The following is a 25,772-nucleotide window of genomic DNA, read 5'->3' as shown; positions in this document are numbered from 1 at the left end:
GCATGGAACCCGCAATCTCCAAGTCCATCCTGCTCGCGATCGTGCTGGCGCCGCTGATCGGCGCCATCGTCGCCGGCCTGTTCGGACGCAAAGTCGGCCGCGCCGGCTCGCACACCATCACCATCCTCGGCGTCGCGGCCAGCTGCGCGATGTCGATGTACGTGTTGTGGCAACTCGTGGGGCAGGGCGCCTCGCCGTTCAACGAGAACGTCTACACTTGGTTCCAGATCGGCGGCTACGAGGCCCACGTCGGCTTCATGGTCGACAAGCTGACCGCGATGATGATGGTGGTCGTCACCTTCGTCTCGCTGCTGGTCCACATCTACACCATCGGCTACATGGCCGAGGATCCGGGTTACCAGCGCTTCTTCAGCTACATCTCGCTGTTCACCTTCTCGATGCTCATGCTGGTCATGAGCAACAACTTCCTGCAGCTGTTCTTCGGCTGGGAAGCGGTGGGCCTGGTGTCGTACCTGCTGATCGGTTTCTGGTTCAAGAAGCCAACCGCGGTGTTCGCCAACATGAAGGCGTTCCTGGTCAACCGCGTCGGCGACTTCGGTTTCCTGCTCGGCATCGCCGGGGTGCTGTCGATCCTGGGTTCGCTCGACTACGGCACCGTGTTCGCCAACGCCGGCACCCTGGCCGACAAGACCATTCCGATCTGGAGCGGCAGCATCTCGCTGTTCGGCCACACCTGGACCTTGCTGGACCAGCCTGTCGCATGGTCGGCGCCGACCGCGATCTGCATCTGTCTGTTCATCGGTGCGATGGGCAAGTCGGCGCAGGTTCCGCTGCACGTGTGGCTGCCCGACTCGATGGAAGGCCCGACCCCGATCTCGGCGCTGATCCACGCCGCGACGATGGTGACCGCCGGCATCTTCATGGTCGCGCGCATGTCGCCGCTGTTCGAGATGTCGCAGACCGCGTTGAACTTCGTGCTGTTCATCGGCGCCACCACCGCGTTCTGGACCGGCCTGATCGGCATCGTGCAGAACGACATCAAGCGCGTGGTCGCGTACTCGACCCTGTCGCAGCTGGGCTACATGACCGTCGCGCTCGGCGTGTCGGCGTACTCGGCGGCGGTGTATCACCTGATGACCCACGCCTTCTTCAAGGCGCTGCTGTTCCTGGCCGCCGGCTCGGTCATCATCGGCATGCACCACGAGCAGGACATGCGCAAGATGGGCGGCCTGCGCAAGTACATGCCGATCACCTACTGGACCAGCCTGCTCGGCACGTTGGCGTTGGTGGGCACGCCGTTCTTCGCCGGTTTCTACTCGAAGGACACCATCATCGAAGCCGCCGCGCACGCCGCGCACGGCGAACACGCCAGCTGGATCTCGCAGTACGCCTACTGGGCGGTGCTGCTGGGCGCCTTCGTGACCGCGTTCTACAGCTTCCGCCTGCTGTACATGACCTTCCACGGCAAGGAGCGTTTCCGCGACGCGCATGCCGATCACGGTCATGACGCGCACCACGACGACGCACACGCGCATGACGATCACGCCGCGCATGCGCACGACGGCCATGGCAAGCACGACGATCACGCCCACGACGATCACGGCCACCATGGCCCGCACGAGCCGCACGAATCGCCGTGGGTGGTGACCCTGCCGCTGATCCTGCTGGCGATCCCGTCGGTGCTGATCGGTTTCTTCACCGCCGGCCCGATGCTGTTCGGCACCGACTGGCTCGGTCACGAGAAGCAGCTGCCGTTCTTCCTCGGCGCGATCGACCTGGCGGCCGCGCGCGACACCATCGCCCAGGTCGGCGAAGAAGCCTGGCACGGCCCGATCAAGTTCGCGCTGCACGGCTTCACCGCGCCGGCGTTCTGGCTCGCCTTCTCCGGCTTCGCGCTGGCCACGATCATGTACCTGTGGAAACCGGAACTTCCGGCCAAGGCCGCCAAGCTGTTCAAGCTGCCGATCCGCATCCTGGAAAACAAATACGGCATGGACAATCTCTGGATCGACGGCTTCGCCGGCGGCGGCGTGCAGATCGGCAAGGCTTCGCGCGCGATCGACAGCAAGCTGATCGACGGTGCGATCGTCAACGGCAGCGCCGGCTTGGTCGGCTTCATCGCCAACCTGACCCGCCGGGTCCAATCCGGTTACCTCTACCACTACGCCTTCGCGATGATTATCGGCCTGATTGTTCTGCTGGCCGTCGTCATCCGGTTCTGGCAATAACCACACAAGGACCCGAGACGTGAGCCCCGTGCCCTTGCTTAGCCTCCTGATCTGGCTGCCGATTCTCGGCGGCTTCGCCACCCTCGCGTTCGGCAACGAACGCGCCAACGCCGCGCGCTGGTTCGCGCTGATCGTGGCCATCGTCACCTTCGGCCTGAGCCTGACGATGTTCACCCACGGCGACTTCACCAGCGCCTCGATGCAACTGGTCGAGCAGCGCGCGTGGATTCCCAGCTACGACATCCGCTATCACCTCGGCGCGGACGGCATCTCGGCGGCGCTGATCGCGCTGACCACGCTGACCTCGACCCTGGTGCTGATCAGCGCCTGGACCTCGATCGACAAGCGCGTCAGCCAGTACTACGCCGCGTTCCTGATCCTCGAAGGCCTGATGGTCGGCGTGTTCTCGGCGCTGGACTCGCTGCTGTTCTATGTCTTCTTCGAAGGCATGCTGATCCCGATGTTCATCATCATCGGCGTGTGGGGCGGCCCGCGCCGCGTGTACGCGTCGGTGAAGTTCTTCCTGTACACCTTCCTCGGCTCGGTGTTCATGCTGGTCGGGTTGATCTACCTGTACCTCAAGGGCGGCAGCTGGCAGCTCGCGGACATGTACGCGCTGCAGCTCACCGCGACCGAGCAGATGTGGATCTTCTTCGGCTTCCTGATCGCGTTCGCGGTCAAGGTGCCGATGTTTCCGGTCCATACCTGGTTGCCGGACGCGCACGTGGAGGCGCCGACCGCCGGTTCGGTGATCCTGGCGGCGATCATGCTGAAGATCGGCGGCTACGGTTTCCTGCGCTTCGTCCTGCCGATCGTGCCCGATGCCGGCCACGAGTACGCCGGGCTGGTGATCGGCCTGAGCCTGATCGCGATCATCTACGTCGGCCTGGTCGCATTGGTCCAGGAAGACATGAAGAAGCTGATCGCGTACTCGTCGGTCTCGCACATGGGCTTCGTCACCCTGGGCACCTTCATCGCCTTCACCCTGGTCCACAACGGCGACGTGCATGGCAGCGATGCCGCGCGACTGGGCCTGCAGGGCGCGATGGTGCAGATGATCAGCCACGGCTTCGTGTCGGGCGCGATGTTCACCTGCGTCGGCGTGCTGTACGACCGCATGCACAGCCGCATGATCAAGGATTACGGCGGCGTGGCCAATGTCATGCCGTGGTTCGCCGCGTTCGTTGTGCTGTTCGCGATGGCCAACTCCGGTCTGCCGGGCACGTCAGGTTTCGTCGGCGAGTTCATGGTGATCCTGGCCTCGTTCCAGGCCCATCCGCTGATCGCCTTCGGCGCGGCGACCACGCTGATCGTCGGCGCGGGCTACACGCTGTGGCTGGTCAAGCGAGTGATCTGGGGCGAAGTGGGCAACGCGCACGTCGCCGAGCTGGAAGACATCAACCCGCGCGAAGCGCTGGTGCTGGGTGTATTCGCGGCCGGCGTGCTGGTGCTCGGCCTGTGGCCCAAGCCGCTGACCGACCTGATGGAGCCGGCGATCGCCAATCTCGCCACCCAGATCGTCGCCAGCAAGTTGTAAGGCGCGGGCGTTGCCCGCGCGCAAGTGAGTAGAAGCGAGCAGTGAGGAACGAGAGGCAAGCGCGGGCACCGCAGCTCGCTTCCCACTCCTCTCCACTCGTTCCTAGAGCAAGGCTCGCCAGGGCCTGATCCGCCAAGAGATTCACTAATGAACATGCCCGTACGGACCTTCGCCGACCTGATGCCCCTGCTGCCTGAACTGGTGGTGGTCATCGGCGCGTTCGCGCTGCTGATGCTCGATCTGTTCGTCGAGGAGCGCAATCGCATCGTCACCCACGTCGCCTCGATCGTCGTGGTCGCCATCGCGACCGCGCTGATCGCCTTCGACGTGGGCGGGCAGGGCACGGTGCTCAGCGGCATGTTCGTGCGCGACACCGCCGCCGACGGGTTGAAGCTCGGCATCGGCGTGGTCGGCATCCTGTCGCTGATCTACACCTGGCCCTACCTGCGCGCGCGCAACCTGTACAAGGGCGAGGTCGCGGTGCTGATGCTGTTCGCGATCGCCGGCATGATGTTCCTGGTCTCGGCCGGCAGCCTGGTGATGGTCTACGTCGGCCTGGAAATGCTGGCGCTGTGCTCGTACGCGCTGGTCGCGGTGGACCGCGACAGCCCGCTGGCCTCGGAAGCGGCGATCAAGTACTTCGTGCTCGGCGCGCTGGCCTCGGGCTTGCTGCTGTACGGCCTGTCGCTGATCTACGGCGCCACCGGCAGCCTGATGCTCGATCAGATCGCGGTCGCCGGCTCGGTCGGTCCGTCCTCGCTGATGATGGTCACCGGCGTGGTGTTCGTGGTCGCCGGCATCGCCTTCAAGTTCGGCGCCGCGCCGTTCCACATGTGGCTGCCCGACGTCTACCAGGGCGCGCCGACCCCGATCACCTTGTTCATCGGCGCCGCGCCGAAGCTGGCCGCGTTCGGCATGACCTACCGCCTGCTCGATGTCGGCGCCGCCGGCCTCGACGACCACTGGCGCCTGCTGCTGGCCGGGCTGGCGGTGATCTCGCTGGCGATCGGCAATCTCAGCGCGCTGGTCCAGACCAATATCAAGCGACTGCTCGCGTACTCGACCGTCTCGCACGTCGGCTTCCTGTTCATCGGCATGGCCGGCGGCGGCCCGCAGGGCTTCGCCGCGGCGATGTTCTACGTGATCAGCTATTCGCTGATGACCGCCGCGGCGTTCGGCGCGATCATCGTGATGTCGGGCCGCGGCTTCGAGGCCGACAAGATCGACGACTACAAGGGCCTCAACGCGCGCAACCCGTGGCTGGCGGCGATGATCCTGTGCGTGATGGCCTCGCTGGCCGGCCTGCCGCCGTTCCTGGGCTTCTGGGCCAAGCTGGCGGTGCTCAAGGCCGCGCTGCACGGCGACATGCTGTGGCTGGCGATCGTCGGCGTGGTGTTCGCGGTGGTCGGCGCGTTCTACTACCTACGCGTGATCAAGGCGATGTACTTCGACGAACCCGAGGGCAAGATGCCGGCGCCGAGCGAGGACCGCCCGCTGCGGGTGGTGTTCGCGGTCAACGCGCTCGCGCTGCTGACCCTGGGCCTGACCTGGAATCCGATCATGGAATGGTGCCTGCGTGCGTTCCAGGCCTGATCCGGGCCAAACGTATTGATTCGCCATCGGGCCGGCCTTATGCCGGCCCGATGCGTTTGGGCGGCGCGAACCTGCAGCGGCGTAAGCCGCGACGCGACCGCGATACCTCGCTCGCGGCGCAGGTCTCGGCTCGATCGGACAGCTCGCGGTCGCGGCTCACGCCGCTCTTACCCCAATGCTGCCGGCGCGTCGAAGCAATTTGGGCTCGCGAACCTACCCCTGTAGGAGCGGCGCAAGCCGCGACCACGACACCGCGCCCGCTGCGCAGTCTACGACGCGATCGGCCACCCCACGGTCGCGGCTCACGCCGCTCCTACCCAAGGCGGCCCGCGTGCCGATGCCATGCTCGTCGCGGCAACGATTACGCACGCGATTGTCGTGCCCGGCGCCTCGCTGTTCCTCGCGCGCGATGCCATTACCGAAAAAAGACTTGAAATATTTTGAACACGCTCTATTATTGCGGGCTCACGTAACGACATCGTTTCCACGCAGTTTCTCGCGGAAACAAACGGTCTCGAAGCGGCAGGCGCGAATCAAGTAAATCTGATTAAACGCTTGCAGGAAGTTCCGCCGGCCGTTATAGTGGTCGGCCTGATGCGGGGTGGAGCAGTCTGGCAGCTCGTCGGGCTCATAACCCGAAGGTCGTAGGTTCAAATCCTACCCCCGCTACCAGCTTCGGCTGATGGAAAGCCTCTCACGAGGCTTTCTTTTTTGGCCGCAAGCTTGGGCTTTGTGATCGCGCTCTGCTCGCGCGAACACACCGAAATCCAGTTGTACGGACAAGGGGCCCAATGGGCCCCTTGTTGTTTTTCGGTTTCCGCAATTCGCTACGTACCGCGCGGTCGCTTTTCCGATCGCGCCGGAGCACGCAACAATTGCCGGAAACCTCGCGTACGAAGATGGGCTGCACCAGTCGCACCCGGTCTGACAACGCTACATCCCTACCTACAAGCGCTAACGGAGAGCTGGCGAGTGACGGACAAGGCAACGCAAATCGCCGCATTGCTGGCCCCGACGGTCGAGTCGCTGGGCGTGGAATTGCTCGGCATCGAATATCTGCCGGCGGCGGGCAACGCGACCCTGCGCATCTACATCGACGTGCCGGCCGCGCATGTCGACGCCGAAGGCGAGCAGCCGCGCTCGGTCACCATCGAGGAATGCGAAGCGGTCAGTCGCGAAGTGTCGGCCCAGCTCGACGTCGAAGACCCGATCAGCAGCAACTACACCCTAGAAGTCTCCTCGCCCGGCATCGACCGTCCGCTGTTCACGCTCGAGCACTACCGCCGCTTCGTCGGCGAGACCGCCAAGGTCACGCTGAAGCTGCCGCACGAAAACCGCCGCCGCCTGCAGGGCGAGATCGTCGCGGTGGAAGGCGAGCAGGTGACGTTCGCGATCGAAGGCTCGCCGGACGGCAGCCATTTCACCGTGCCGTTCAGCAATATCGACAAGGGCCGCATCGTGCCGGACTGGGCCGCATTGGGTTTCGCGCCGAGCAAGGGCGAACCGCCGCCTGCTCGCGCCGACAAGCCCAAGCCGAAGGCCCGGCCGGGCAAGAACAAGCCCTCGAAGCCGGGAGCTTCGCGAAAGAAATAAGCATTGAGAAGTACGAGAATTTAGAGCGGTACCAAGCTTCAGCCTATTACCAACCCGAATAGCCGGCGGCCGCGAGCCGACCCGTGCGGAGTGACGAAATGAGCAAGGAACTGTTGCTGGTGGTGGATGCGGTCGCCAACGAAAAGGGCGTGCCGCGCGAGGTCATCTTCGAAGCCATCGAAGCGGCGCTGGCGTCGGCCGCGAAGAAGCGCTACCACGACGAAGACGTGCTGGTGCGCGTGAGCATCGACCAGAAGGACGGCAACTACGAAACCTTCCGCCGCATGGAAGTCGTCGCCGACGACGTGGTCATGGAATCGCCGGACCGGCAGATCCGCCTGATGGACGCGATCGACGAAGTCGAGGGCGTGGAAGTCGGCGACTACATCGAAGAGCAGATCGAAAACCCCGATTTCGGCCGTATCGCCGCGCAGGCCGCCAAGCAGGTGATCGTGCAGCGCGTACGCGAAGCCGAGCGCGCGCAGGTCGTCGACGGCTGGAAGGATCGCGTCGGCGAGCTGGTCACCGGTATCGTCAAGCGGGTGGAGCGCGGCAACATCTACGTCGACCTGGGCGGCAACGCCGAGGCGATCATCCCGAAGGACAAGGGCATTCCGCGCGACGTGCTGCGCGCCGGCGACCGCGTGCGCGGTTTCCTGTTCGACGTGCGCACCGAGCCGCGCGGCCCGCAGCTGTTCATCAGCCGCGCCGCCCCGGAATTCATGATGGAGCTGTTCAAGCTCGAAGTGCCGGAAGTCGGCCAGGGCCTGGTCTCGATCAAGGCCTGCGCGCGCGATCCGGGCGACCGCGCCAAGATCGCCGTGCTCGCGCACGACAACCGCACCGATCCGATCGGCGCCTGCATCGGCATGCGCGGTTCGCGCGTGCAGGCGGTGTCGAACGAACTCAACGGCGAGCGCGTCGATATCGTGCTGTGGTCGGACAATCCGGCCCAGTTCGTGATCAACGCGATGGCGCCGGCGGAAGTGCAGTCGATCATCGTCGATGAAGAAAAGCACTCGATGGACCTGGCCGTGGCCGAGGACCGTCTGGCCCAGGCGATCGGCAAGGGCGGGCAGAACGTGCGCCTGGCCAGCCGCCTGTCGGGCTGGCAGCTCAACGTGATGACCCAGGACCAGGTGACGGCGAAGTCGGAAGCCGAGCAGAATTCGGCCCGCCAGCTGTTCCAGGACAAGCTCGAGGTCGACGAGGAAATCGCCGGCATCCTGGTCTCGGAAGGCTTCAGCACGGTCGAGGAAATCGCCTACGTGCCGGTCGGCGAGCTGTTGGCGGTGGAGGGCTTCGACGAGGACATCGTCGAGGAACTGCGCGCCCGCGCCCGCGACGCCCTGCTCAACGAGGCGCTGGCCGCCGAGGAAGAGCTCGACGAGCACCAGCCGGCCGCCGACCTGTTGTCGCTGGACGGCATGGACGAGGCGCTGGCCTTCACCCTGGCGGCGCGCGGCGTGGTCACGCGCGACGACCTGGCCGATCTGGCGACCGACGAGTTGACCGATATCGAAGGCGTGGACGAGGAACGTGCCGCCGCCCTGATCATGGAAGCGCGCAAGCACTGGTTCGAATGAGGTGAGATGCGTCGCAAGAGGCCCGGCGAGGCGTCTTGCGGCAAACCGGGGGACGGTCTTGGGCCGGCCTCGGATTCGCAGGATCGGGCATCGGCCCGGTCCGCGGGCAGGCCGGAAGGCTTGCGCGAGCCGGTGCAAGGGCGCGCGCGGGGCTAGAATGGCGCCATCACGCGCGGGATGCGTCCCACGCCAAGAAGGACACGGAAAACCGAATGTCGCAGCAAACCACCATCCGCAAGCTGGCCGAACTGGTGAACACGCCGGTCGAGAAGTTGCTGGAACAGCTGGCCGAGGCCGGCATGAAGTTCAGCGGCCCCGATCAGGTCGTGACCAGTATCGAGAAAGTCAAGCTGCTCGGCTTCCTCAAGCGCTCGCACGGCAAGGCCGATAAACCGGCCGAAACCGACGAAGCGGCGAAGAAGATCACGCTCAATCGCAGCCGCAAGCAGGAAATCACCGTCGGTGGCGGCAAGAACCGCACCACCGTCGATGTGGTCGTGCGCAAGAAGGTGACGCTGGTCAAGCCGAACGACGGCCCCATGTCGCCGAGCGATGAGCGCGCCGACATCCTGCGCAAGCTCGAAGAGTCCAAGCAGCGCAACCTCGCCGAGCAGGAAAAATTGGCCGCCGACGACAAGCGTCGCGCCGATGCTGCCGCGGCGGTGCGACAGGCGGCCGAAGACGCCGCGCGCGCCAAGGCCGAGGAAGAGCTCAAGCTCAAGCTCGCCGACGCCAGCGCGGCCGCCCCGAGCGTCAGCGATGCGCCGACGGCGGCGACGCCGGCCGCGGTGCGCAAGCCCGCAGCGGCGCATGGTCACGGCCATCCCAAGCCGCCCGCACCGGCCACGCCGGCGCGCGTCGACCACAACGCGCCGCGCAACAAGACCCGCGGCTCGCACGCGATGGTCGCCGGGGTCGAGGACGACGATGCGGCCAACCGCTTCGCCGGCCAGTTGCACCTGAGCCCGTCGGACCGCGCGCGTCGCACCACCAATTCGCGCGGCAAGGGCGGCAACCGTCCGCAGCAGCGTCGTTCCAACGAGCAGGCGCGTTCCGGCGGCGGTCAGCACGGCTTCTCGCGTCCGACCGCGCCGATCGTGCGCGACGTCGCGATCGGCGACACCGTCACGGTCGCCGACCTCGCCCAGAAGCTCGCGCTCAAGGGCGGCGACGTGGTCAAGGCGCTGTTCAAGATGGGCGTCATGGCGACCATCAACCAGAGCATCGACTTCGACACCGCCGCGCTGGTCACCGAAGAGCTCGGCCACACCGTGGTGCGCACCAACGCCAACGCCGCCGAGGACGCGCTGATCGCGCACGCCGAGGAAGTGCAGGGCGAGAAGGTCGCGCGTCCGCCGGTGGTCACGATCATGGGTCACGTCGACCACGGCAAGACCTCGCTGCTGGATTACATCCGCCGCACCAAGGTCGCCTCCGGCGAAGCCGGCGGCATCACCCAGCACATCGGCGCGTACCACGTGGAAACGCCGAAGGGCGTGATCAGCTTCCTCGACACCCCGGGCCACTCGGCGTTCACCTCGATGCGCGCGCGCGGCGCCAAGCTGACCGACATCGTCGTGTTGGTGGTCGCCGCCGACGACGGCGTCATGCCGCAGACCAAGGAAGCCGTACAGCACGCGAAGGCCGCTGGCGTTCCCTTGATCGTGGCGATCAACAAGATCGACAAGTCCGGCGCCGATCCGCTGCGGGTCAAGAACGAACTGCTGGCCGAGGAAGTGGTCGCCGAAGATTTCGGCGGCGACACCCAGATGGTCGAGCTGTCGGCCAAGACCGGCGACGGCGTCGACGATCTGCTCGACGCGATCTCGCTGCAGGCCGAAGTGCTGGAACTGCGCGCGGTGCCGGTCGGCCGCGCCATCGGCACGGTGATCGAATCCTCGCTCGACAAGGGCCGCGGCCCGGTCGCCACCGTGCTGGTCCAGCAGGGCCAGCTCAAGAAGGGCGATTACCTCGTGTGCGGCGTGCAATACGGCCGCGTGCGCGCGCTGTTCGACGAAACCGGCAAGCAGGTCGAAGAGGCCGGTCCGTCGATTCCGGTGCAGGTGCTCGGTCTGTCGGGCGTGCCCGATGCGGGCGATGACTTCGTCGTGGTCGAGGACGAGCGCCTGGCCAAGGACGTGGCGCAGCAGCGCGACGCCAAGCGCCGCGAATCGCGTCTGGTCGCCGCCGCCGGCAACCGCATGGAAGACATCATGGCCCAGATGGGCAAGGGCGAGGGCCAGCTGAGCCTCAACCTGGTCATCAAGGCCGACGTGCAAGGTTCGGTCGAGGCGCTGCGTCAGGCCCTGATCGCGCTGTCCAACGACCAGATCCGCATCAACGTGATCAGCTCGGGTGTCGGCGGCATCACCGAGTCCGACGCCAACGCCGCGGCCACCGCCAAGGCCACGGTGATCGGCTTCAACGTCCGCGCCGACGCGTCCGCTCGCCGGATCATCGAAGGCAACGGCGTCGACCTGCGCTACTTCTCGATCATCTATGACGTGATCGACCAGGTGAAGCAGGTGGCGTCGGGCATCCTCGGCGTGGAAATCCGCGAAGAGATCATCGGCATCGCCGAGGTTCGCGACGTGTTCCGCAGCTCCAAGTTCGGCGCGGTCGCCGGCTGCATGGTGGTCGAGGGCGTGGTCAAGCGCTCCAAGCCGATCCGCGTGCTGCGCGACAACGCGGTCGTGTTCGAAGGCGAACTCGAATCGCTGCGCCGCTTCAAGGAAAACGTCGACGAAGTCCGCAATGGCACCGAATGCGGTATCGGCGTGAAGGCCTACAACGACGTCAAGCCGGGCGACCAGATCGAGTGCTTCGAGCGCATCGAGGTTCAGCGCACGCTGTAAAGCCGGGAATGGGGAATCGGGAGTCGGGAATCGTTGCTGACGATTCCTGCTTGCCCCGATTCCCCACCGGCTTTTGACTTTCCCGATTCCCGATTCCCGATTCCCGATTCCCGATTCCCGATTCCCGGACACCAATGCCAAGCAGCAAATCGTTCCACCGCACCGATCGCGTTTCCGCACAGCTGCGTCGCGAGCTGGGCAAGATCGTGCATGAAGCCGTGCGCGAGCACGGCCTGCCGTCGGTCAGCGTGTCCGACGTGGAAATCTCGCGCGACCTGGCCCATGCCAAGGTCTTCGTCACCGCGCTGCAGCCCGAGCGTTCGCTCGAGGCGGTCAAGGACCTCAAGGAACTCGCGCCGAACCTGCGCTACCAGCTCGGCAAGGCGATGAAGCTGCGGCACGTGCCGGAGCTGCATTTCCACTACGACGACTCGGTCGATCGCGGCGAAAGCATCGACAACTTGTTGCGCGATCATCCCGATCTGGTCGATCGCGAGGAAGGCAGCGAAGGCAGCGAAGGCGGTGAGGGTAGCGGCAAGCCGGAGTGACCGGCGCTTGCCGAGACTGGCTTGATGGGATTCGGCAGGTCCGTCGATAGACTTCGAGGCTGCGAGTCGGGGCTGAAGCTCCCTCCCACAAAAGACTTCGAGGTTGCGAGTGGACTAAAAGCTCCCTCCCACGCAGACCTCAAGGCTGCGAGTCGGACTGATGGCTTTGGCTGCATGAGAAAACTTCGGAACCTGACGCGCCACGGGTGAGCGCTGCCGCAGTTGGCTGCCGCCAATCGCCCGGCACGCTTCGAGCCCACGAAGTTTTTTGTGGGAGGGAGCTTCAGCCCCGACTGTAACCCGCTTGCGATTCCGGCCCGGCGCAGCAACGCCTTCCCACGACCGACACCCCCGTCCTCACCCGGACGGCCTGCCATTCGTGCAAGCCGCACCCCCCGTCCCAGGAGCCCTGGCATGTCGCAGCTGCCACCGCGTTACGGTCCACCGATAGCTCTGGAAACCGCCAGCCGGGTGATGCGCGCCGCGCAAGCCGCCGCCGAGCGGCAAGGCTGGCCGATGGTGATCGCCATCGTCGACAGCGGCGGCCACTTGGTGATGTTGCACAAGCTCGATCAGGCGCAATATGGGAGCATTCCCGTGGCGCAGGCCAAGGCCGAGACGGCGGTGAAGTTCCGCCGCCCGACCAAGGTGTTCGAGGATGCGGTCGCTGCCGGCGGGCTGGGCATGCGCTTGCTCGGCATGGACAATCTGCTGCCGTTGGACGGCGGGCTGCCCTTGATCCGGGGCGGCGAAATCATCGGCGCCATCGGTGTGTCCGGCATGCAATCGGTACAGGACGCGCAAATCGCACAGGCAGGGGCGGACGGGTTGCTTGAACACGACGCGTAAACGCAATTGGCGCAACGTCGACGGCATCTTGCTGCTCGACAAACCCCAGGGCCTGAGCTCCAACCAGGCCCTGCAACAGGCGCGCCACCTGTTCCGCGCCGAGAAGGGCGGCCACACCGGCAGTCTCGATCCGTTGGCCACCGGCCTGTTGCCGCTGTGCTTCGGCGAGGCGACCAAGATCGCCGGCCTGCTGCTGGGCGCGCGCAAGGCCTACACGGCCACCGCGGTGCTCGGCCTGACCACCGACAGCGACGACGCCGACGGCGCGCCGCTGCTCACGCGCCCGGTGCCCGACCTCGACGATGCCGCGGTCGAAGCCGCATTGGCGCCGCTGCGCGGCCCGATCCGCCAGCGCGCGCCGATCTACTCCGCGCTCAAGCAGGGCGGCGAACCGCTGTACGCCAAGGCCCGCCGCGGCGAAGCGATCGAGGCGCCCGAACGCGACGTGATCGTGCATGCGCTGAGCCTGACCGGCCGCGACGGCCCGCGCCTGGAACTGCACATCGAATGCGGCTCGGGCACCTACGTGCGCAGCCTGGTTCGCGACCTCGGCGAGACCCTCGGTTGCGGCGCCCATGTCAGCGTGCTGCGGCGGCTGTGGGTCGAGCCGTTCATGCAGCCGCGCATGATCACCCTGGAACAACTGCGCGCGCTGGCCGAGCAGGGCAGCGACGTGGCCCTCGACGCCCATCTGTTGCCGATCGAAGCCGGCCTGAGCGAATTCGCCCGGGTCTCGATCGATCTGGCGGCCGCGCACCGGCTCGGCCAGGGCCAGGCGGTGGCCTGCGAGGCCGGCGAACCGGGTCAGGTGGCGATCTTCGGCGAAGCCGGGCGCTGCCTCGGCCTGGGCCTGCGCCAGGCCGACGGGCGGCTGCAGCCGCAGCGCCTGTTCCGCTGGGCGGCGCAGGGCGGTTGATCGAGCGTTGGGCCGACTGTCGGATCGGCCTTCCGCAAACAATGGTTTCAAGTGCCGACGGCGTCGAACGCACGCAGCTGGAAGCCACAAGGCTTGAACGAACGCGGCAGAACGGAGCAAGGACGCAATGAACATCAAGCGCGTAGGCCCTCTGGCGCTGGCCGCAGCCATCGCCCTGGCCGGGACCACTTCGGTTTCAGCCGCTGCGGTGGATGCCGGCGGCCCGCAAGCCGTGGTCGAGGCCAGCGTCGAATGCAGCACGCGCCAGGACTGGCTGTGCATGGCCCGGCTGATGGACCCGGTCGCGCTCAAGGACGTGCGCAGCCTGTTCGCCGAGATCTTCCAGGGCGATACGCTCGATCCGCGCATCCAGGCGATGTTCGGCGGCAAGACCGGCGAACAGATCGCGCGGCTCAGCGATACGGAATTTCTGGCGGCCTTTCTGGGCGGCGTGATGCGTCAGGCCGGGGGAATCACGATCGAAAAGGTTCAAGTGCTGGGCGGCGTCGCCGAAGGTCAGGATCAGTATCATGCGGTCACCCGCTCGGTCGCCCGTCTGGAGCTGGCCGACACCGCGCTGACCACGGTGGACGTGATCAGCGTGCGCAAGGTCGACGGGCAGTGGCGTCTGCAGCTCAACGGCGATGTTCAGGCGGTGATGGCCGGCCTGCGGCGTCTGCGCGCGCAGCGCGAGCAAGCCGCCCCGCCGGGCGGATCGGCCGACGGCAGCGTGTTCAGGGTCCCGCAATTGGAGAAATTTCGGCGCGCCAGGGAGGCGGCGGCCAAGAACAGGGCGCAGGCCGAGGCGGCGCTTGAACAAGCTGCCGCGAAAGGCGCGCAAAAAACTGAACGGGCCAAGGCCGGAAACTGAGCCGCGGCCGGCGCGAACCATGGGGGTCTCGATCCAGCGCCGCAGCGGGGCACGCCCGATGTATATCCAGGTCGCAATCGTAGCCGCGGGCTGTTACAATTCCGCCGCTTTTCAAGCACTTCGCACCGGCCCTCGGTTCGAAGGCCCGCTTGGACGGCAATCCTCACCTAAAGCAAGCGGCGGGCCAGGCGGTGCGTCGGGGCGGTAACTCCGCAACCGATTCGCTTCTGCGGGCCCCGCATCTACAGAGAACATACGTCATGTCGATCGACACCAGCAAGGTTATTGAAGACAACAAGCGCGGCGCCAACGACACCGGTTCGCCGGAAGTCCAGGTCGCTCTGCTCACCGCTCGCATCGAGCAGCTCACCGGTCACTTCAAGCAGCACAAGCAGGATCACCACAGCCGTCGTGGCCTGCTGATGATGGTCAACCGCCGTCGCAGCCTGCTCGATTACCTCAAGCGTAAAGATGCCGAGCGTTACAAGGCCCTGATCGAGAAGCTCGGTCTGCGCCGTTAATCGGACACCCAACCGCGGCGCAGCGATGCGCCGCGGTTTGTTTTGGCGGGCATGAAAGTCCGCAGGCTCTGCAGGATGCAGCGCCGCCAGCGCCGGTACGCAAGCGCGACCGTCGAACTGGACCGGCCCCACGAGGCCACGTGCGACGCTGCGCACCGGAACGCGCGCGAGACACACCAACCCTAGGTCGCTGCGCCGGCGGCCGACCGGAGCGGGGCAAGGGCCCCGACCGGAACGCATAGATACCGAAGGAACCCAACGTGGCAAAAATTACCAAGACCTTCCAGTACGGCAACCATCAGGTAACCCTGGAGACCGGCGAAATCGCCCGTCAGGCCGGCGGTTCCGTGATCGTCAAGATGGACGACACCGTATTGCTGGTGGCAGCCGTCGCCGCCAAGAGCGCGCGCGAGGGCCAGGACTTCTTCCCGCTGACCGTGGATTACCAGGAGAAGTTCTACGCCGGCGGTCGCATCCCGGGCGGCTTCTTCAAGCGTGAAGGCCGTGCGACCGAGAAGGAAACGCTGATCTCGCGCCTGATCGACCGTCCGATCCGTCCGCTGTTCCCGGAAGACTACAAGAACGAAGTCCAGATCATCGCGACCGTCATGTCGATGAATCCGGAAGTCGACGGCGACATCCCGGCGCTGATCGGCGCGTCCGCCGCGCTGGCGCTGGCCGGCACCCCGTTCCAGGGCCCGATCGGTGCGGCCAAGGTCGGTTACAAGAACGGCCAGTACCTGCTCAACCCGACCGCGACCGAACTGCTCGACTCCGAGCTCGAACTCGTCGTCGCCGGCACCTCCAACGCGGTGCTGATGGTCGAATCCGAAGCCAAGATGCTGTCCGAAGAGGTCATGCTCGGCGCGGTGATGTTCGGCCATCGCGAAATGCAGAAGGTCATCAACATCATCAACGAGCTGGTCGTCGAAGCCGGCACCAAGCCGTCCTCGTGGGAAGCTCCGGCCAAGAACGACGCGCTGATCGGCGCGCTCAAGGAAGCCGTCGGCACCCAGCTCGACCAGGCCTTCCAGGTGCGCGACAAGCTGCAGCGCCGCGACGCCATCAGCGCGATCAAGAAGGACGTGCTGCAGGGCCTCGCCGGCCGCGCCGAAGCCGACGGTTGGCACGGCGCCGAGCTGTCGAAGGAATTCGGCGAGCTCGAGTACCAGACCATGCGCAACTCGGTGCTCAGCACCAAGGTCCGCATCGACGGCCGCGCGCTCGACACCGTGCGTCCGATCGCCTCGCGCGTCGGCGTGCTGCCGCGCACCCACGGCTCCTCGCTGTTCACCCGCGGCGAGACCCAGGCGATCGTGGTCGCCACCCTGGGCACCGCGCGCGACGGTCAGATCATCGACGCCGTCTCGGGCGAGTACAAAGAGCACTTCCTGTTCCACTACAACTTCCCGCCCTATTCGGTCGGTGAGTGCGGCCGCATGATGGGCCCGAAGCGTCGCGAAATCGGCCACGGCCGCCTCGCCAAGCGCGGCGTGCTCGCGGTGATGCCGACGATGGAAGAGTTCCCGTACACCATCCGCATCGTGTCGGAAATCACCGAGTCCAACGGCTCGTCCTCGATGGCCTCGGTCTGCGGCAGCTCGCTGGCGCTGATGGATGCCGGCGTGCCGATCAAGGCGCCGGTCGCGGGCATCGCGATGGGCCTGGTCAAGGAAGACGACAACTTCGTCGTCCTGTCCGACATCCTGGGCGACGAAGATCACCTCGGCGACATGGACTTCAAGGTCGCCGGCACCGCCACGGGCATCTCGGCGCTGCAGATGGACATCAAGATCCAGGGCATCACCGAAGAGATCATGAAGGTCGCGCTGGACCAGGCGAAGGCCGGCCGTCTGCACATCCTCGGCGAGATGGCGCATGCCCTCACCGAGTCGCGCACCGAGCTGTCCGAGTACGCGCCGCGCCTGCTGACCATGAAGATCCATCCGGACAAGATCCGCGAAGTGATCGGCAAGGGCGGCTCGACCATCCAGGCGATCACCAAGGAAACCGGCACCCAGATCGACATCCAGGACGACGGCACCATCGTCATCGCCTCGGTCAACGCCGCCGCCGCGCAGGCCGCGAAGGCGCGCATCGACCAGATCGTGTCCGACGTCGAGCCGGGCCGCATCTACGAAGGCAAGGTCGCCAAGATCATGGACTTCGGTGCGTTCGTGACGATCCTGCCGGGCAAGGACGGTCTGGTCCACGTGTCGCAGATCTCCAGCGAGCGCGTCGAGAAGGTCAGCGACAAGCTCAAGGAAGGCGACATCGTCAAGGTCAAGGTGCTGGAAGTCGACAAGCAGGGCCGCATCCGCCTGTCGATCAAGGCCGTGGAAGAAGGCGAGGGCGTCGCGGCCGAGTAATCGCCGCGCGTCATCATTGTCGGATTCGAAAAAACGGGCTTCGGCCCGTTTTTTCGTTTGTGGCGGTCCGTCTGGATTGTCCGAGGGTTTGCCGCTGCAGCGGCGCCCACCCCAATCGGTGTCTGCGTCCACAAGACCCGCTTGCCGATCCGTTCGACCGGCGGCGATGGACGCGATCGACCACGTCATGTCCGGGTCGCCGGGCTTTCGGCGATAGCAAGCAATAAGGCGGATTTCGCCACTGCAGTGCTAGGGGATGCAATGGGCAAGCGATCTGGAAACGTAAACGGGCGCGCGGGTTGCGCGACCTCAGCGGCAGGCTTGAACCGCGCGGCGGGGCGTCGCGAAGTGGCGCGGCAGGCGGCGGTATCCGGCACACGCCGAGGAACACTTGCACTGTTGCTTGCCTGCGGCCTGGGCGTGGCCTCTCCCGTCTATGCGCAGACAGCCATCTTCCAGGAGACGTTTACCGGGGGCACCGTCACCTCGAGCGGCACTCCAGTCACGCCTGCCGGCAATCCAGCGTCGATCACCAACTTCACCGGCGCCGCTCCCACCAACATGACCTACACGGCCAATAACCCGGTCTGGTCGGGGACCGCCAATAACTGCAACGGCCGGATATCGTCCTGGGCGATGGCCGACAACAACGCCACGGGCTCCACGGCCTGTGGCGGCCAGGTGAACTGGAACCGCGTGCAAGGCCTCGCGCTTAGCCTGGGCGCTTACCAGGCAAATCTTCCAGGCGGGCAAGATCCCACCAACGCGGGCGTCGCAGCGACCCAGAACCTGGCCCTGACCGCTTATACCGGCGGCGACCCGGGCGCCCCGAATACCGTGATCACCAACGCGGCGACGATCGCGCTGCCTGCCCGTCCGCCCGGTGGCAACAGCCGCTTCGTGACCTTCAGTTTCATCGCCGCCGCGCAGAGCTGCCAGGCGGCCCATCCGCTGATCACGTTTTCGCTCAACGGCACCCAGCTCGGTGCCGGCAATACCGATTTGTGCACCATGGGCTCGGATGTCAGAACCTACAACATCCCACCCAAGGGAGTGTCCGCCGCGATGCCCGGCCGGGTGGCCACTTACTTTCCGGCCGGCACCGGCGCCAGGCTGATCAACGGCCCGATGACCTTCAGCATCGCCAACCAGCAGGCCTCCGGCGCGGGCAACGACTGGGCCTGGGACAACTTCACCGCGGTGGACGTTTCGCCCACGTTGTCCAAGGCGGTGGATGGGATCGACTACGTCACCCAGACCAAGCGAATCACCTTCACCATCACCAATACCGCGGGCGACAACCTGCTCAAGAACGGCTGGGCCTTCACCGAGACCTTGCCGGCCGGGGTGACCATCGCCGCCACGCCGAACATCGCGGTCGGCGGCACGGCCGGTTGCACGGCCACCACCAGCGCCACCGCCGGCGGCACCACGCTCACCGTCACCAACGGCAATCTGCCGGCCGGCACCCCCAGCGGCAACGGCGGCACCGCCACCGCCTGCACGATCGCCGTGGACGTGGTCAGCAACACGGCCGGCGTGTTCAACAACGTGGTCAACAACGGCGACGGCGCGGTGGACAACATCACCACCTCGACCGGCCTCAACCTGGCCCTGCAGACCGTTGCGATGGAATGGGTGGTCAACCGCCTGACCGTCACCAAGATCTCGCAGGACACCACCGGCAGCTTCAGCTTCAGCGGCAACAACGGCGTCGCCAACCACACCATCGTCACCACCGCGGCCGGCGCGCCGGGCACGGCGGGCGCGGCGCAGACTTTGACGATCGCGAGCCTGACCGCGAACACCACGGTCACCGAAACCACGCTGCCGGCCGGTTGGGACGTGAGCGGCACGCCGTCATGCACCGGTCTGGCGGCCGGGCAGAGCGCGACCTACGCCGCCGCCACGCGCACTTTGACCTTGCCGTTCGCCGGCCTATCGGTGACCACGGGCGGGCGTCAGGTCCAGTGCACCTTCACCAACGCACCGCGCGCCGTGAACTTGACCCTGCGCAAGCAATGGGCCGCCGCGGTGGTGGGCGACGACGCGACAATCACGGCCTCGCGCGGCGGCACGGTCATCGACACCTTCGATTCCGACGCCGGCGCCGCGGGCGAACTCGATACCGACGCCACGCCGACGGTGAGCTTCGTCGGCGACAGCCTGACCCTGGCCGAGACCCTGGCGGCGGCGAACGGCGGTGTATACGACACCACCCTGGCCTGTACCGGCGCGGCCGATACCGATCCGGCCGACGGGTTGAGCGTCGGCGCGGCCGATACGGCGATCGTCTGCACCTACACCAACACCCACCGCAGCACCGATCTTGCGATCACCAAGACCAATACGCCGGCGGCCGGCCCGTTGGACCAGGCGGGCGACACGGTCAACGCGACGCAGACGACGACCTACACCCTGGTGGCGACCAACCACGGCGTGACGCCGATCACCGGCGCGGTGGTGCGCGACGCGCCCACCGCGGGCATCACCTGCGCGCCCGGCAATCCGGTGACCATCACCGGCAATGGCGTCCCGCCGGGCTCGTTCACCGTCGCGGATTTGACCGGCGCCACCGGCATCGTGCTGGCGACGCTGGCGGCGGGTCAGAGTGCGACCTTGAGCTTCGCCTGCCAGGTGAATTGATCGGGCGGTGCGGGCGGGGTGGCAGGGACGTGGCGGCGGTCGTCGCCACGTCTCGGCGGGCATGCGATGGCGGCCGAGTTGCCTTCGTTCTCCCAGGTTTGCGCCGATAGATACGCGCCGGTGTCGCCCGCCTGCCCGGAACGTCCTTCAGCACGTGAGCCGCGAAGCGATCGGCGGAACGGCGTGATCATCCCGGTACCGGTCGAATCGGCGCAGAGCTGCGCCCGTGAGTGCCGCCGGACCGCACGGGCGATCCGAGCGCGCGGCCTGTGTCGCCCGGTCGCATAGAGAACGCGACGAACCGCTTCGTTCGCGACGAGGCACTTTCCGATGAAGCCGGCGATGGTCGCGACGGAACCGGCGTCGCCGCGAAACATCCTGGACTAGACTGCGCTATGCACGCTTGGGCTGGAGTCGGCGTTCCTCGCGTACGCGGTCGCGATGGGCGCCGGAGCGGTCTAAGCTTGCGGCATCGTCGTGTCGTGTCGCGATGGTTCTTGCCCCGCCGCTTGTCGAAACCGATCGCCGATCGAACGGGCAGGGCGATCGCTCGGGCGATGACCGGCGATGAATCTGGCGGACCGAATCGATGCTGTCGGTCGTTGCCGCTTCGGCTCTCATGCAATCGGAATGCACCCCATGAAATCCGCACCGGGCAGCGCACCACCGAATCGACTGATCGCTCGCTTGCGCTTCGAATCGCCCGGTGCGGCCTCGATGCGCAAGCGCATGCCTTGGGCACTGCTTGCGATGCTCTCGGTTTCGGGCTGCGCCACCACGCCGGACTTCGATTCCAGCGGAACATGCAGCAAGGAAAACAGCGATTTCTGCGATGTCTACGACGTGGCCGCCGCTTCCGAACGCGACCTGCGATCCAACGACGCCGCGGTCGCCGTCGATTGCCCGATGCATTTCGACATGCCGCCGGCGGCGGCGATCATGCCCGAATGCGTTGCCCTGGTCGGCGCGGCGCTGGTTCTGCTGAACCATCGTTTCTCCGGGGATCTGCAGCCTGTCGAACCCTCGGCGGTGCGGTACAGCGATCGCGCGGCTTGTCTGGATACGTTTGTTTCCGGGCGCGAAGGGTCGGATTGTTTTACCGCCATCCGCGCCAGCCTTCCGTTGAAGTGGATCAGGCCGCCGCGCACGCGATGAATCATTGCGCGGGCAACCTGAAGGCGTTGCGCTGCTTGGCGGCGGCGTTCGCTCGCGAACGAATCTGCATCGGCCGCGTTCGGGATTCCATTGGATCGTCATGAGTGAAATCACCCACTACATCTTGAAGCGGCCACGCTGCCCGTGCTGCCGCGGCGAAGGCGCCTTGGTCCTCGCATGCTGTCCTCAGTGCCGTGAACTGTTCGGCGTGTGCGACGAAACCGGCGAGATGGTCGATCTGCGACGGCCCGAGGTCATCGCATTCGCCTGTCCCGGTTGCGCCCGGCCGATGGCGACCTTCGCCGATATGACGCCGGCTTCGTATGCGCAGTTGCGGGCGTCGGGCTACGCGGACAGCCAGATCAGTGCGTGCTCGGGCCGGGCGTTCAATTAGGTTCGGTGGCGGCAAGACTCGACGGCGGCGACGACGCGGCCACGGGGCTCGAAACACCCGGCCCCGCCACGCCATCGGACGTGGCCGAGCGACTCAGACGTTCATCGAAACCGGTTTGCGCTCTTGCTGCTGATCGGCCGCCGCTACCTGCTGGGTACGCGCTTGCTCGGCGTTGTTGGCGGCCACTTGCACCGAGGTGCCACGCGCTTCGTTCTCGCTGACGCGCGCATGCGCCGGGCCGAGCGGGCCGGCGCTGCCGCCTTCCATCACGAAGTAGTTGCGGTCGGGTTGGCCGCGGGCGTCGTTGACCGGCTTGCCGATCTCGATGCTCGCGACCGCCGTTAGGCCCTCGCGGGTCGCGCCGGCATAGAAGTTCGCGGCCAGGCCCTCGTCGCGCAGGCCCTTGGCCTCCATCGCCGCGACCACTTGCGCGTACATCGGGTCCTGACGCATCCGTTCGACGCTGCCGGACGGGTCGGCCGCGGCCAGGCGGGTTTCGGGCTGGCCGGGCGCGGCCGGCGCGGTGTTGGCGCTGATCGAGGTGTCGGTGGACACGACCCCGGGCGTGCGCAGATGCGGCCCGATCACTTCGTCCGGCGCGAGTCCGTGCTGGCCCTTGGCGACCCGGTCGCTCCATTCGAGCTGGCCGTTGCGATCGATCACCACCAGCTTGCCCTGGTTCAAGGATTGCTCGACCAGATCGGCGAGTTCCTTCGGCGTGGCATTGGGATGGCCGGCGCCGATCGAGCGTCCGATCTGGTTGTTGTACAGATCCATCGCTTCGCGATTGGCGGTGTTGCCCGGCACGCCTTCGTGCGCGGTGGCGAAGGCCTCGGACCATTGCGAACCGTACTTCTGCGCCATCTGCGCGTTCCAGAACGCATGGCGGAAGGCGTCGCGGTGGCCGTCGTTGCCTTGCCATTCGCGCGCGCGGTCCGGCGGGATGTTGGCCGGCAGCGGATTGTCGGGAAAACGCGCGACGCCTTCGCTGAAAGCCAGCTTGCGGATGCCGTCGAAATCCTTCAGCCCCATCAGGCCGTGATCCTGGGTGAGCTTATCGAGCAGGGCGCCTTCGGTCTTGGTGACCTTGACCGAATCGGTGAACGGGATATCGACCGCGCCGTACAAGCGCGGCCGGTAATCGATCATCTGATCGTCGGCGACTTGGTAGGTGGTGCGCACGTTCGCCAGATCGGGCCGGGTCGGCATGGCAGGCTCCCTGATTGTTCAGTCGTATGCGTCGGTCGTATGAGTGGCGGCGCGGCTCAGCGCCGGCCCCAGCGATGGGAGGCGACTTTCCCGTCCTGGTACTGGATTTGGTAGAACTCTTCGTCGACGCCGTACTGGGCCACGCCGAGTTCGTATATATCGGTCGAGGTGGCCGCATCGGTGGAGTCGGGTTCGCCGAGCAGGGCGAGCACCTGCTCGCGCGACATGCCGACCGCGATCGATTTTTCCAGCGCGGCGACCATGGTCCCGCGCCGGTTGTCCTGGGCGTCGGCGCCGCGTTGGGATTTCCAGCTGGCGGAATCGAATGAGCTAGTGGTTTGCATGGTGCAGGCCGATAGGAAAAAGGTAAGGAGCACGGCGCAGCGCAGCGCGCTTGCGCGCACGGATCGGAGTTGCAGGGACGGCAGTGCGCGGCGCGATCGCGCAGTGGGCGGCGCGGTCGTGGCGGCAGGGTGGAACAGGCGCGTGGTCAACGGGGTCCTTGTCACATTCGCGGCCGTCTCGATCCGGGTTAAGTGCGGCTGGGCGCGAACATAACACAGGTTTTCCGCGTTCATGATCAGCGCCGGGCGCGGCGCGCGGCCCGTCGACCCGGCTGGCCGGAGCAAGGCGAAGACCGCGTTTTTGCCGTTTTGCGATGGCCGGCATGGATCGGCCGCGCGGATTGGGGAATGCGCACCGCGGCGGCAGCGCCAAGGCGCGCGCCGGCTTCGTTCACAATGTTCGCCACACGCGCCCGAGATGCCGTCATCGAAGCCAATTTGACCGAGCAGGAATACCTCGATTACCTCGAAAGCGAGCGGCACATGTATGCGTGGTGCCTTGTCGCCTACGCAGGCCTGTTGCCGTCCGATGCGCGCGAGGCCGCGCGGTCGTTCTATCCCTGCGAGCCGGCCGGGAAACATTTACGCGGGCTGGTGTTCCACGACCCTGCATGGCACTGGGCGATGCTGCGCATCGTCGGCGAGTCGTACTGGCTGAAACGGCCGGACCTGCTGGAATGGTCGGCCGAATACCGGGCCGAATCGGATGCGTATGACGCTCGATTCGCCGCGCGCGAGCGCTGACGGCGGTGTTCGCCCTTTCGATACGTACTGGCGTACAGCGGCGCGTACGCGCGGCAGCCGGCGGCGGTCACGCCGGTGGATTGTGCCAGACGCCTGTTGCGATGAGGCGCAAGGCGCGCAACGCACTGGCCGATCCATGCGTTCGGCATCCCGCCAGAACGTAGTCCGCCTGTATCCGCCAGGTAGCGTTCCGCGCTACCTCGGCGACGCGCCGCGAACCGCGTCGGCTTGCTGTTAGATTCCGGGCGTCACTCAATGGAGTCGCCCGCATGGCCTCGGCAAGTCTGGAACTGGACGGCTTCGTACGCGAAGCCCTGTTACGTGGGCAATCGAAACAGGCGACCGCGCAGGCGCTGGCGGCGGCGGGCTGGAGTCCCGAGCAGACCCGCGGCGCGCTCGACGCTTACGCCGATGTCGATTTCGTGGTGCCGGTGCCGAAGCCGCGCGCTTCGCTGTCGGCGCGCGAGGCCTTCGCCTATCTGGTGATGTTCTCGACCCTGTACTTCGTCGCCTATCACCTGGGCAGCCTGCTGTTCGATCTGATCAACCTGGGTTGGCCGGACCCGGCCGACAGCAGCTACGGATTGTGGTATCGCAATGCCGCCGATTCGCTGCGCTGGTCGGTGTCGGCGCTGGTGATCGCGTTCCCGGTGTTCGCGTTCGTTTCGCACCGGGTCGCGCGCGATGTCGCCCGCTACCCGATCAAGCGCCTGTCGCCGGTGCGGCGATGGTTGACGTACCTGACCTTGTTCATCGCCGCGGCGGTGCTGATCGGCGACATGACCTCGCTGGTCTACAACCTGCTCGGCGGCGAATTGAGCGTGCGCTTCGTGCTGAAGGTGTTGGTGGTGGCGGTGATCGCCGGCACCGTGTTCGGCTATTACCTGTGGGATCTGCGTCGCGAGGAGAGTCAGGCATGAGCGCATCGGTCGGACGTGGGCTGCTGATCGCGGCCGCAGCGGTGATCATCGCGGCGATCGCGATGGCGGTGGTGAAGATGGGCGGGCCGGGCGCGCAGCGGCAGATGCGCCTGGATGAGCGACGGGTGCAGGATCTGAGCCGTATCGATCAGGAACTGCGCAGCTATTTCGACGCACACAAGGCCTTGCCGCCGGACCTGGCCAGACTGGCGGCGCAGCCGGGCCTGTCGCTGGCGATCAGCGACCCGGACACGACCGCGCCGTATGCCTATCAGCCGGGCCAGGACGGGCATTTCCGCCTGTGCGCGAGGTTCGCCACCGACACCGCGCAAGGACCGACACAGATGCGCGATCCGACACCGTGGCTGGGCACGCAGTGGCGTCATCCGGCCGGCGATCATTGCTACGAACTGGATGCGTCCGCGGCAAAGCCTTGAGCAGGCACGGGGACGGTTGGTACCGTTCCCGAGTCGATCGCAGCGTCAACGCAATCTGCCTAGGTTTGGTTTTGCTTGGCTTGAGTGGGAAGCCACGCCTACCTCCCAGTGCTGCGACGCTTGTAACTCGCGCTAGCAAAAGCACACCCGAAGGGCGACGCGCAGGGATGCGCGTCGCGCGCCACCGGGACATGAATGTCCCGTGTGGCGCGTGCCCGCGTAAGCACCGCATGCGCGGGCCTTTGATTCAAAGAAAAGCGTTTTTCTTTGGTTACCTTTTGACCGAAGCGAATCCAGACGGACTTTTGTTGCTTTAGACAAAAGAAAGTGACCCGCCGCTTCAGCGGCGGAAGCTGTTGATGTTGCTTCAAGCTTCGAGGCTCTCAAGGCTCTCAAGGCTCTCAAGGCTCTCAAGGCTCTCAAGGCTCTCAAGGCTTTCAAGGCTTTCAAGGCTAGAAAGCCCTGGACGCCCAGAGCTTTTGGCGACCGATATCAA

Annotated in this window: 21 protein-coding genes and 1 tRNA gene; 19 read left to right on the top strand and 3 right to left on the bottom strand. The window is 66.1% G+C overall.

All coding sequences use genetic code 11. The features are described from left to right. The first annotated feature begins 2 nt into the window (after positions 1-2). The 14 genes from nuoL to KME82_RS14195 all read left to right on the top strand — a co-directional run bounded on the left by nuoL (position 3) and on the right by KME82_RS14195 (position 20,073). A complete protein-coding gene (gene nuoL / locus KME82_RS14260) occupies positions 3-2,189 on the top strand; it encodes an NADH-quinone oxidoreductase subunit L (RefSeq protein ID WP_215494643.1) in 2,187 nt (728 codons plus the stop codon). Between the two features lie 19 nt (positions 2,190-2,208). Beyond that, positions 2,209-3,726 (top strand): NADH-quinone oxidoreductase subunit M, encoded by a 1,518-nt coding sequence (locus tag KME82_RS14255; protein WP_215494642.1) that lies wholly within the window; start codon positions 2,209-2,211, stop codon positions 3,724-3,726. A gap of 147 nt (positions 3,727-3,873) precedes the next feature. Beyond that, a complete protein-coding gene (gene nuoN / locus KME82_RS14250; protein WP_056112565.1) occupies positions 3,874-5,319 on the top strand; it encodes an NADH-quinone oxidoreductase subunit NuoN in 1,446 nt (481 codons plus the stop codon). A 595-nt stretch (positions 5,320-5,914) separates the two neighbouring features. Next, positions 5,915-5,991: transfer RNA gene (locus KME82_RS14245), tRNA-Met, on the top strand. Positions 5,992-6,291: 300 nt separating this feature from the next. Beyond that, entirely contained in the window at positions 6,292-6,912 is a 621-nt protein-coding gene (gene rimP / locus KME82_RS14240; protein ID WP_215494641.1) for a ribosome maturation factor RimP, read from the top strand. Between the two features lie 98 nt (positions 6,913-7,010). Then, positions 7,011-8,498: a transcription termination factor NusA gene (nusA, locus tag KME82_RS14235; protein WP_215494640.1), complete on the top strand. Its 1,488-nt coding sequence runs from the start codon at positions 7,011-7,013 to the stop codon at positions 8,496-8,498. Between the two features lie 212 nt (positions 8,499-8,710). Beyond that, the gene (gene infB, locus KME82_RS14230; protein WP_215494639.1) at positions 8,711-11,353 is read left to right on the top strand and encodes a translation initiation factor IF-2; all 2,643 of its coding nucleotides are present in this window, start codon (positions 8,711-8,713) and stop codon (positions 11,351-11,353) included. Between the two features lie 134 nt (positions 11,354-11,487). Then, positions 11,488-11,901, top strand: a complete 414-nt coding sequence (rbfA, locus tag KME82_RS14225) for a 30S ribosome-binding factor RbfA (RefSeq protein ID WP_215494638.1) — start codon at positions 11,488-11,490, stop codon at positions 11,899-11,901. A gap of 414 nt (positions 11,902-12,315) precedes the next feature. Continuing rightward, positions 12,316-12,750: a GlcG/HbpS family heme-binding protein gene (locus tag KME82_RS14220; protein ID WP_286673188.1), complete on the top strand. Its 435-nt coding sequence runs from the start codon at positions 12,316-12,318 to the stop codon at positions 12,748-12,750. After that, positions 12,734-13,666 (top strand): tRNA pseudouridine(55) synthase TruB, encoded by a 933-nt coding sequence (truB, locus tag KME82_RS14215; protein WP_215494636.1) that lies wholly within the window; start codon positions 12,734-12,736, stop codon positions 13,664-13,666. Before KME82_RS14220 ends, truB begins: the two co-directional genes overlap by 17 nt. Before the next feature lie 127 nt (positions 13,667-13,793). Continuing rightward, on the top strand, positions 13,794-14,537 hold the full coding sequence (locus KME82_RS14210; protein ID WP_215494635.1) for a hypothetical protein: 744 nt from the start codon (positions 13,794-13,796) through the stop codon (positions 14,535-14,537). A gap of 260 nt (positions 14,538-14,797) precedes the next feature. Beyond that, positions 14,798-15,058: a 30S ribosomal protein S15 gene (rpsO, locus tag KME82_RS14205; protein WP_036108532.1), complete on the top strand. Its 261-nt coding sequence runs from the start codon at positions 14,798-14,800 to the stop codon at positions 15,056-15,058. Positions 15,059-15,318: 260 nt separating this feature from the next. Then, positions 15,319-17,427, top strand: coding sequence for a polyribonucleotide nucleotidyltransferase (gene pnp / locus KME82_RS14200; protein ID WP_215494634.1), 2,109 nt, complete (start codon positions 15,319-15,321; stop codon positions 17,425-17,427). A gap of 420 nt (positions 17,428-17,847) precedes the next feature. Beyond that, the gene (locus tag KME82_RS14195; protein WP_215494633.1) at positions 17,848-20,073 is read left to right on the top strand and encodes a prealbumin-like fold domain-containing protein; all 2,226 of its coding nucleotides are present in this window, start codon (positions 17,848-17,850) and stop codon (positions 20,071-20,073) included. On the opposite strand, the gene KME82_RS14190 is transcribed toward KME82_RS14195, so the two are convergent. Next, a complete protein-coding gene (locus KME82_RS14190) occupies positions 20,034-20,450 on the bottom strand; it encodes a hypothetical protein (RefSeq protein WP_215494632.1) in 417 nt (138 codons plus the stop codon). The genes KME82_RS14195 and KME82_RS14190 overlap by 40 nt on opposite strands. A 190-nt stretch (positions 20,451-20,640) precedes the next feature. Here KME82_RS14190 and KME82_RS14185 point away from each other — a divergent pair, with 190 nt between their 5' ends. Then, positions 20,641-21,228 (top strand): hypothetical protein, encoded by a 588-nt coding sequence (locus tag KME82_RS14185; protein ID WP_215494631.1) that lies wholly within the window; start codon positions 20,641-20,643, stop codon positions 21,226-21,228. Between the two features lie 100 nt (positions 21,229-21,328). After that, positions 21,329-21,622 carry a hypothetical protein gene (locus KME82_RS14180; RefSeq protein ID WP_215494630.1) on the top strand — a complete coding sequence of 98 codons (294 nt, stop codon included), beginning with the start codon at positions 21,329-21,331 and terminating at the stop codon, positions 21,620-21,622. Positions 21,623-21,715: 93 nt separating this feature from the next. Here the strand turns inward: KME82_RS14180 and KME82_RS14175 are convergent, their stop codons facing one another. Next, entirely contained in the window at positions 21,716-22,831 is a 1,116-nt protein-coding gene (locus KME82_RS14175; RefSeq protein ID WP_215494629.1) for a DUF6973 domain-containing protein, read from the bottom strand. A 56-nt stretch (positions 22,832-22,887) separates the two neighbouring features. After that, positions 22,888-23,409 (bottom strand): outer membrane protein assembly factor BamE, encoded by a 522-nt coding sequence (locus KME82_RS14170; protein ID WP_215494628.1) that lies wholly within the window; start codon positions 23,407-23,409, stop codon positions 22,888-22,890. A 162-nt stretch (positions 23,410-23,571) separates the two neighbouring features. Between KME82_RS14170 and KME82_RS14165 the strand changes: the two genes are divergently transcribed. From KME82_RS14165 to KME82_RS14155, 3 genes are all read left to right on the top strand, one after another. After that, positions 23,572-23,919: a hypothetical protein gene (locus tag KME82_RS14165; protein WP_215494627.1), complete on the top strand. Its 348-nt coding sequence runs from the start codon at positions 23,572-23,574 to the stop codon at positions 23,917-23,919. A gap of 269 nt (positions 23,920-24,188) precedes the next feature. Continuing rightward, positions 24,189-24,839: a DUF5671 domain-containing protein gene (locus KME82_RS14160; RefSeq protein ID WP_215494626.1), complete on the top strand. Its 651-nt coding sequence runs from the start codon at positions 24,189-24,191 to the stop codon at positions 24,837-24,839. Next, entirely contained in the window at positions 24,836-25,276 is a 441-nt protein-coding gene (locus KME82_RS14155) for a hypothetical protein (RefSeq protein WP_215494625.1), read from the top strand. Before KME82_RS14160 ends, KME82_RS14155 begins: the two co-directional genes overlap by 4 nt. Positions 25,277-25,772: the final 496 nt, after the last annotated feature.

Source organism: Lysobacter capsici (assembly GCF_018732085.1).
In the GTDB taxonomy this organism is placed as follows: Bacteria; Pseudomonadota; Gammaproteobacteria; order Xanthomonadales; family Xanthomonadaceae; genus Lysobacter; species Lysobacter capsici_A.
This window is presented reverse-complemented; position numbering and strand designations above follow the sequence as displayed.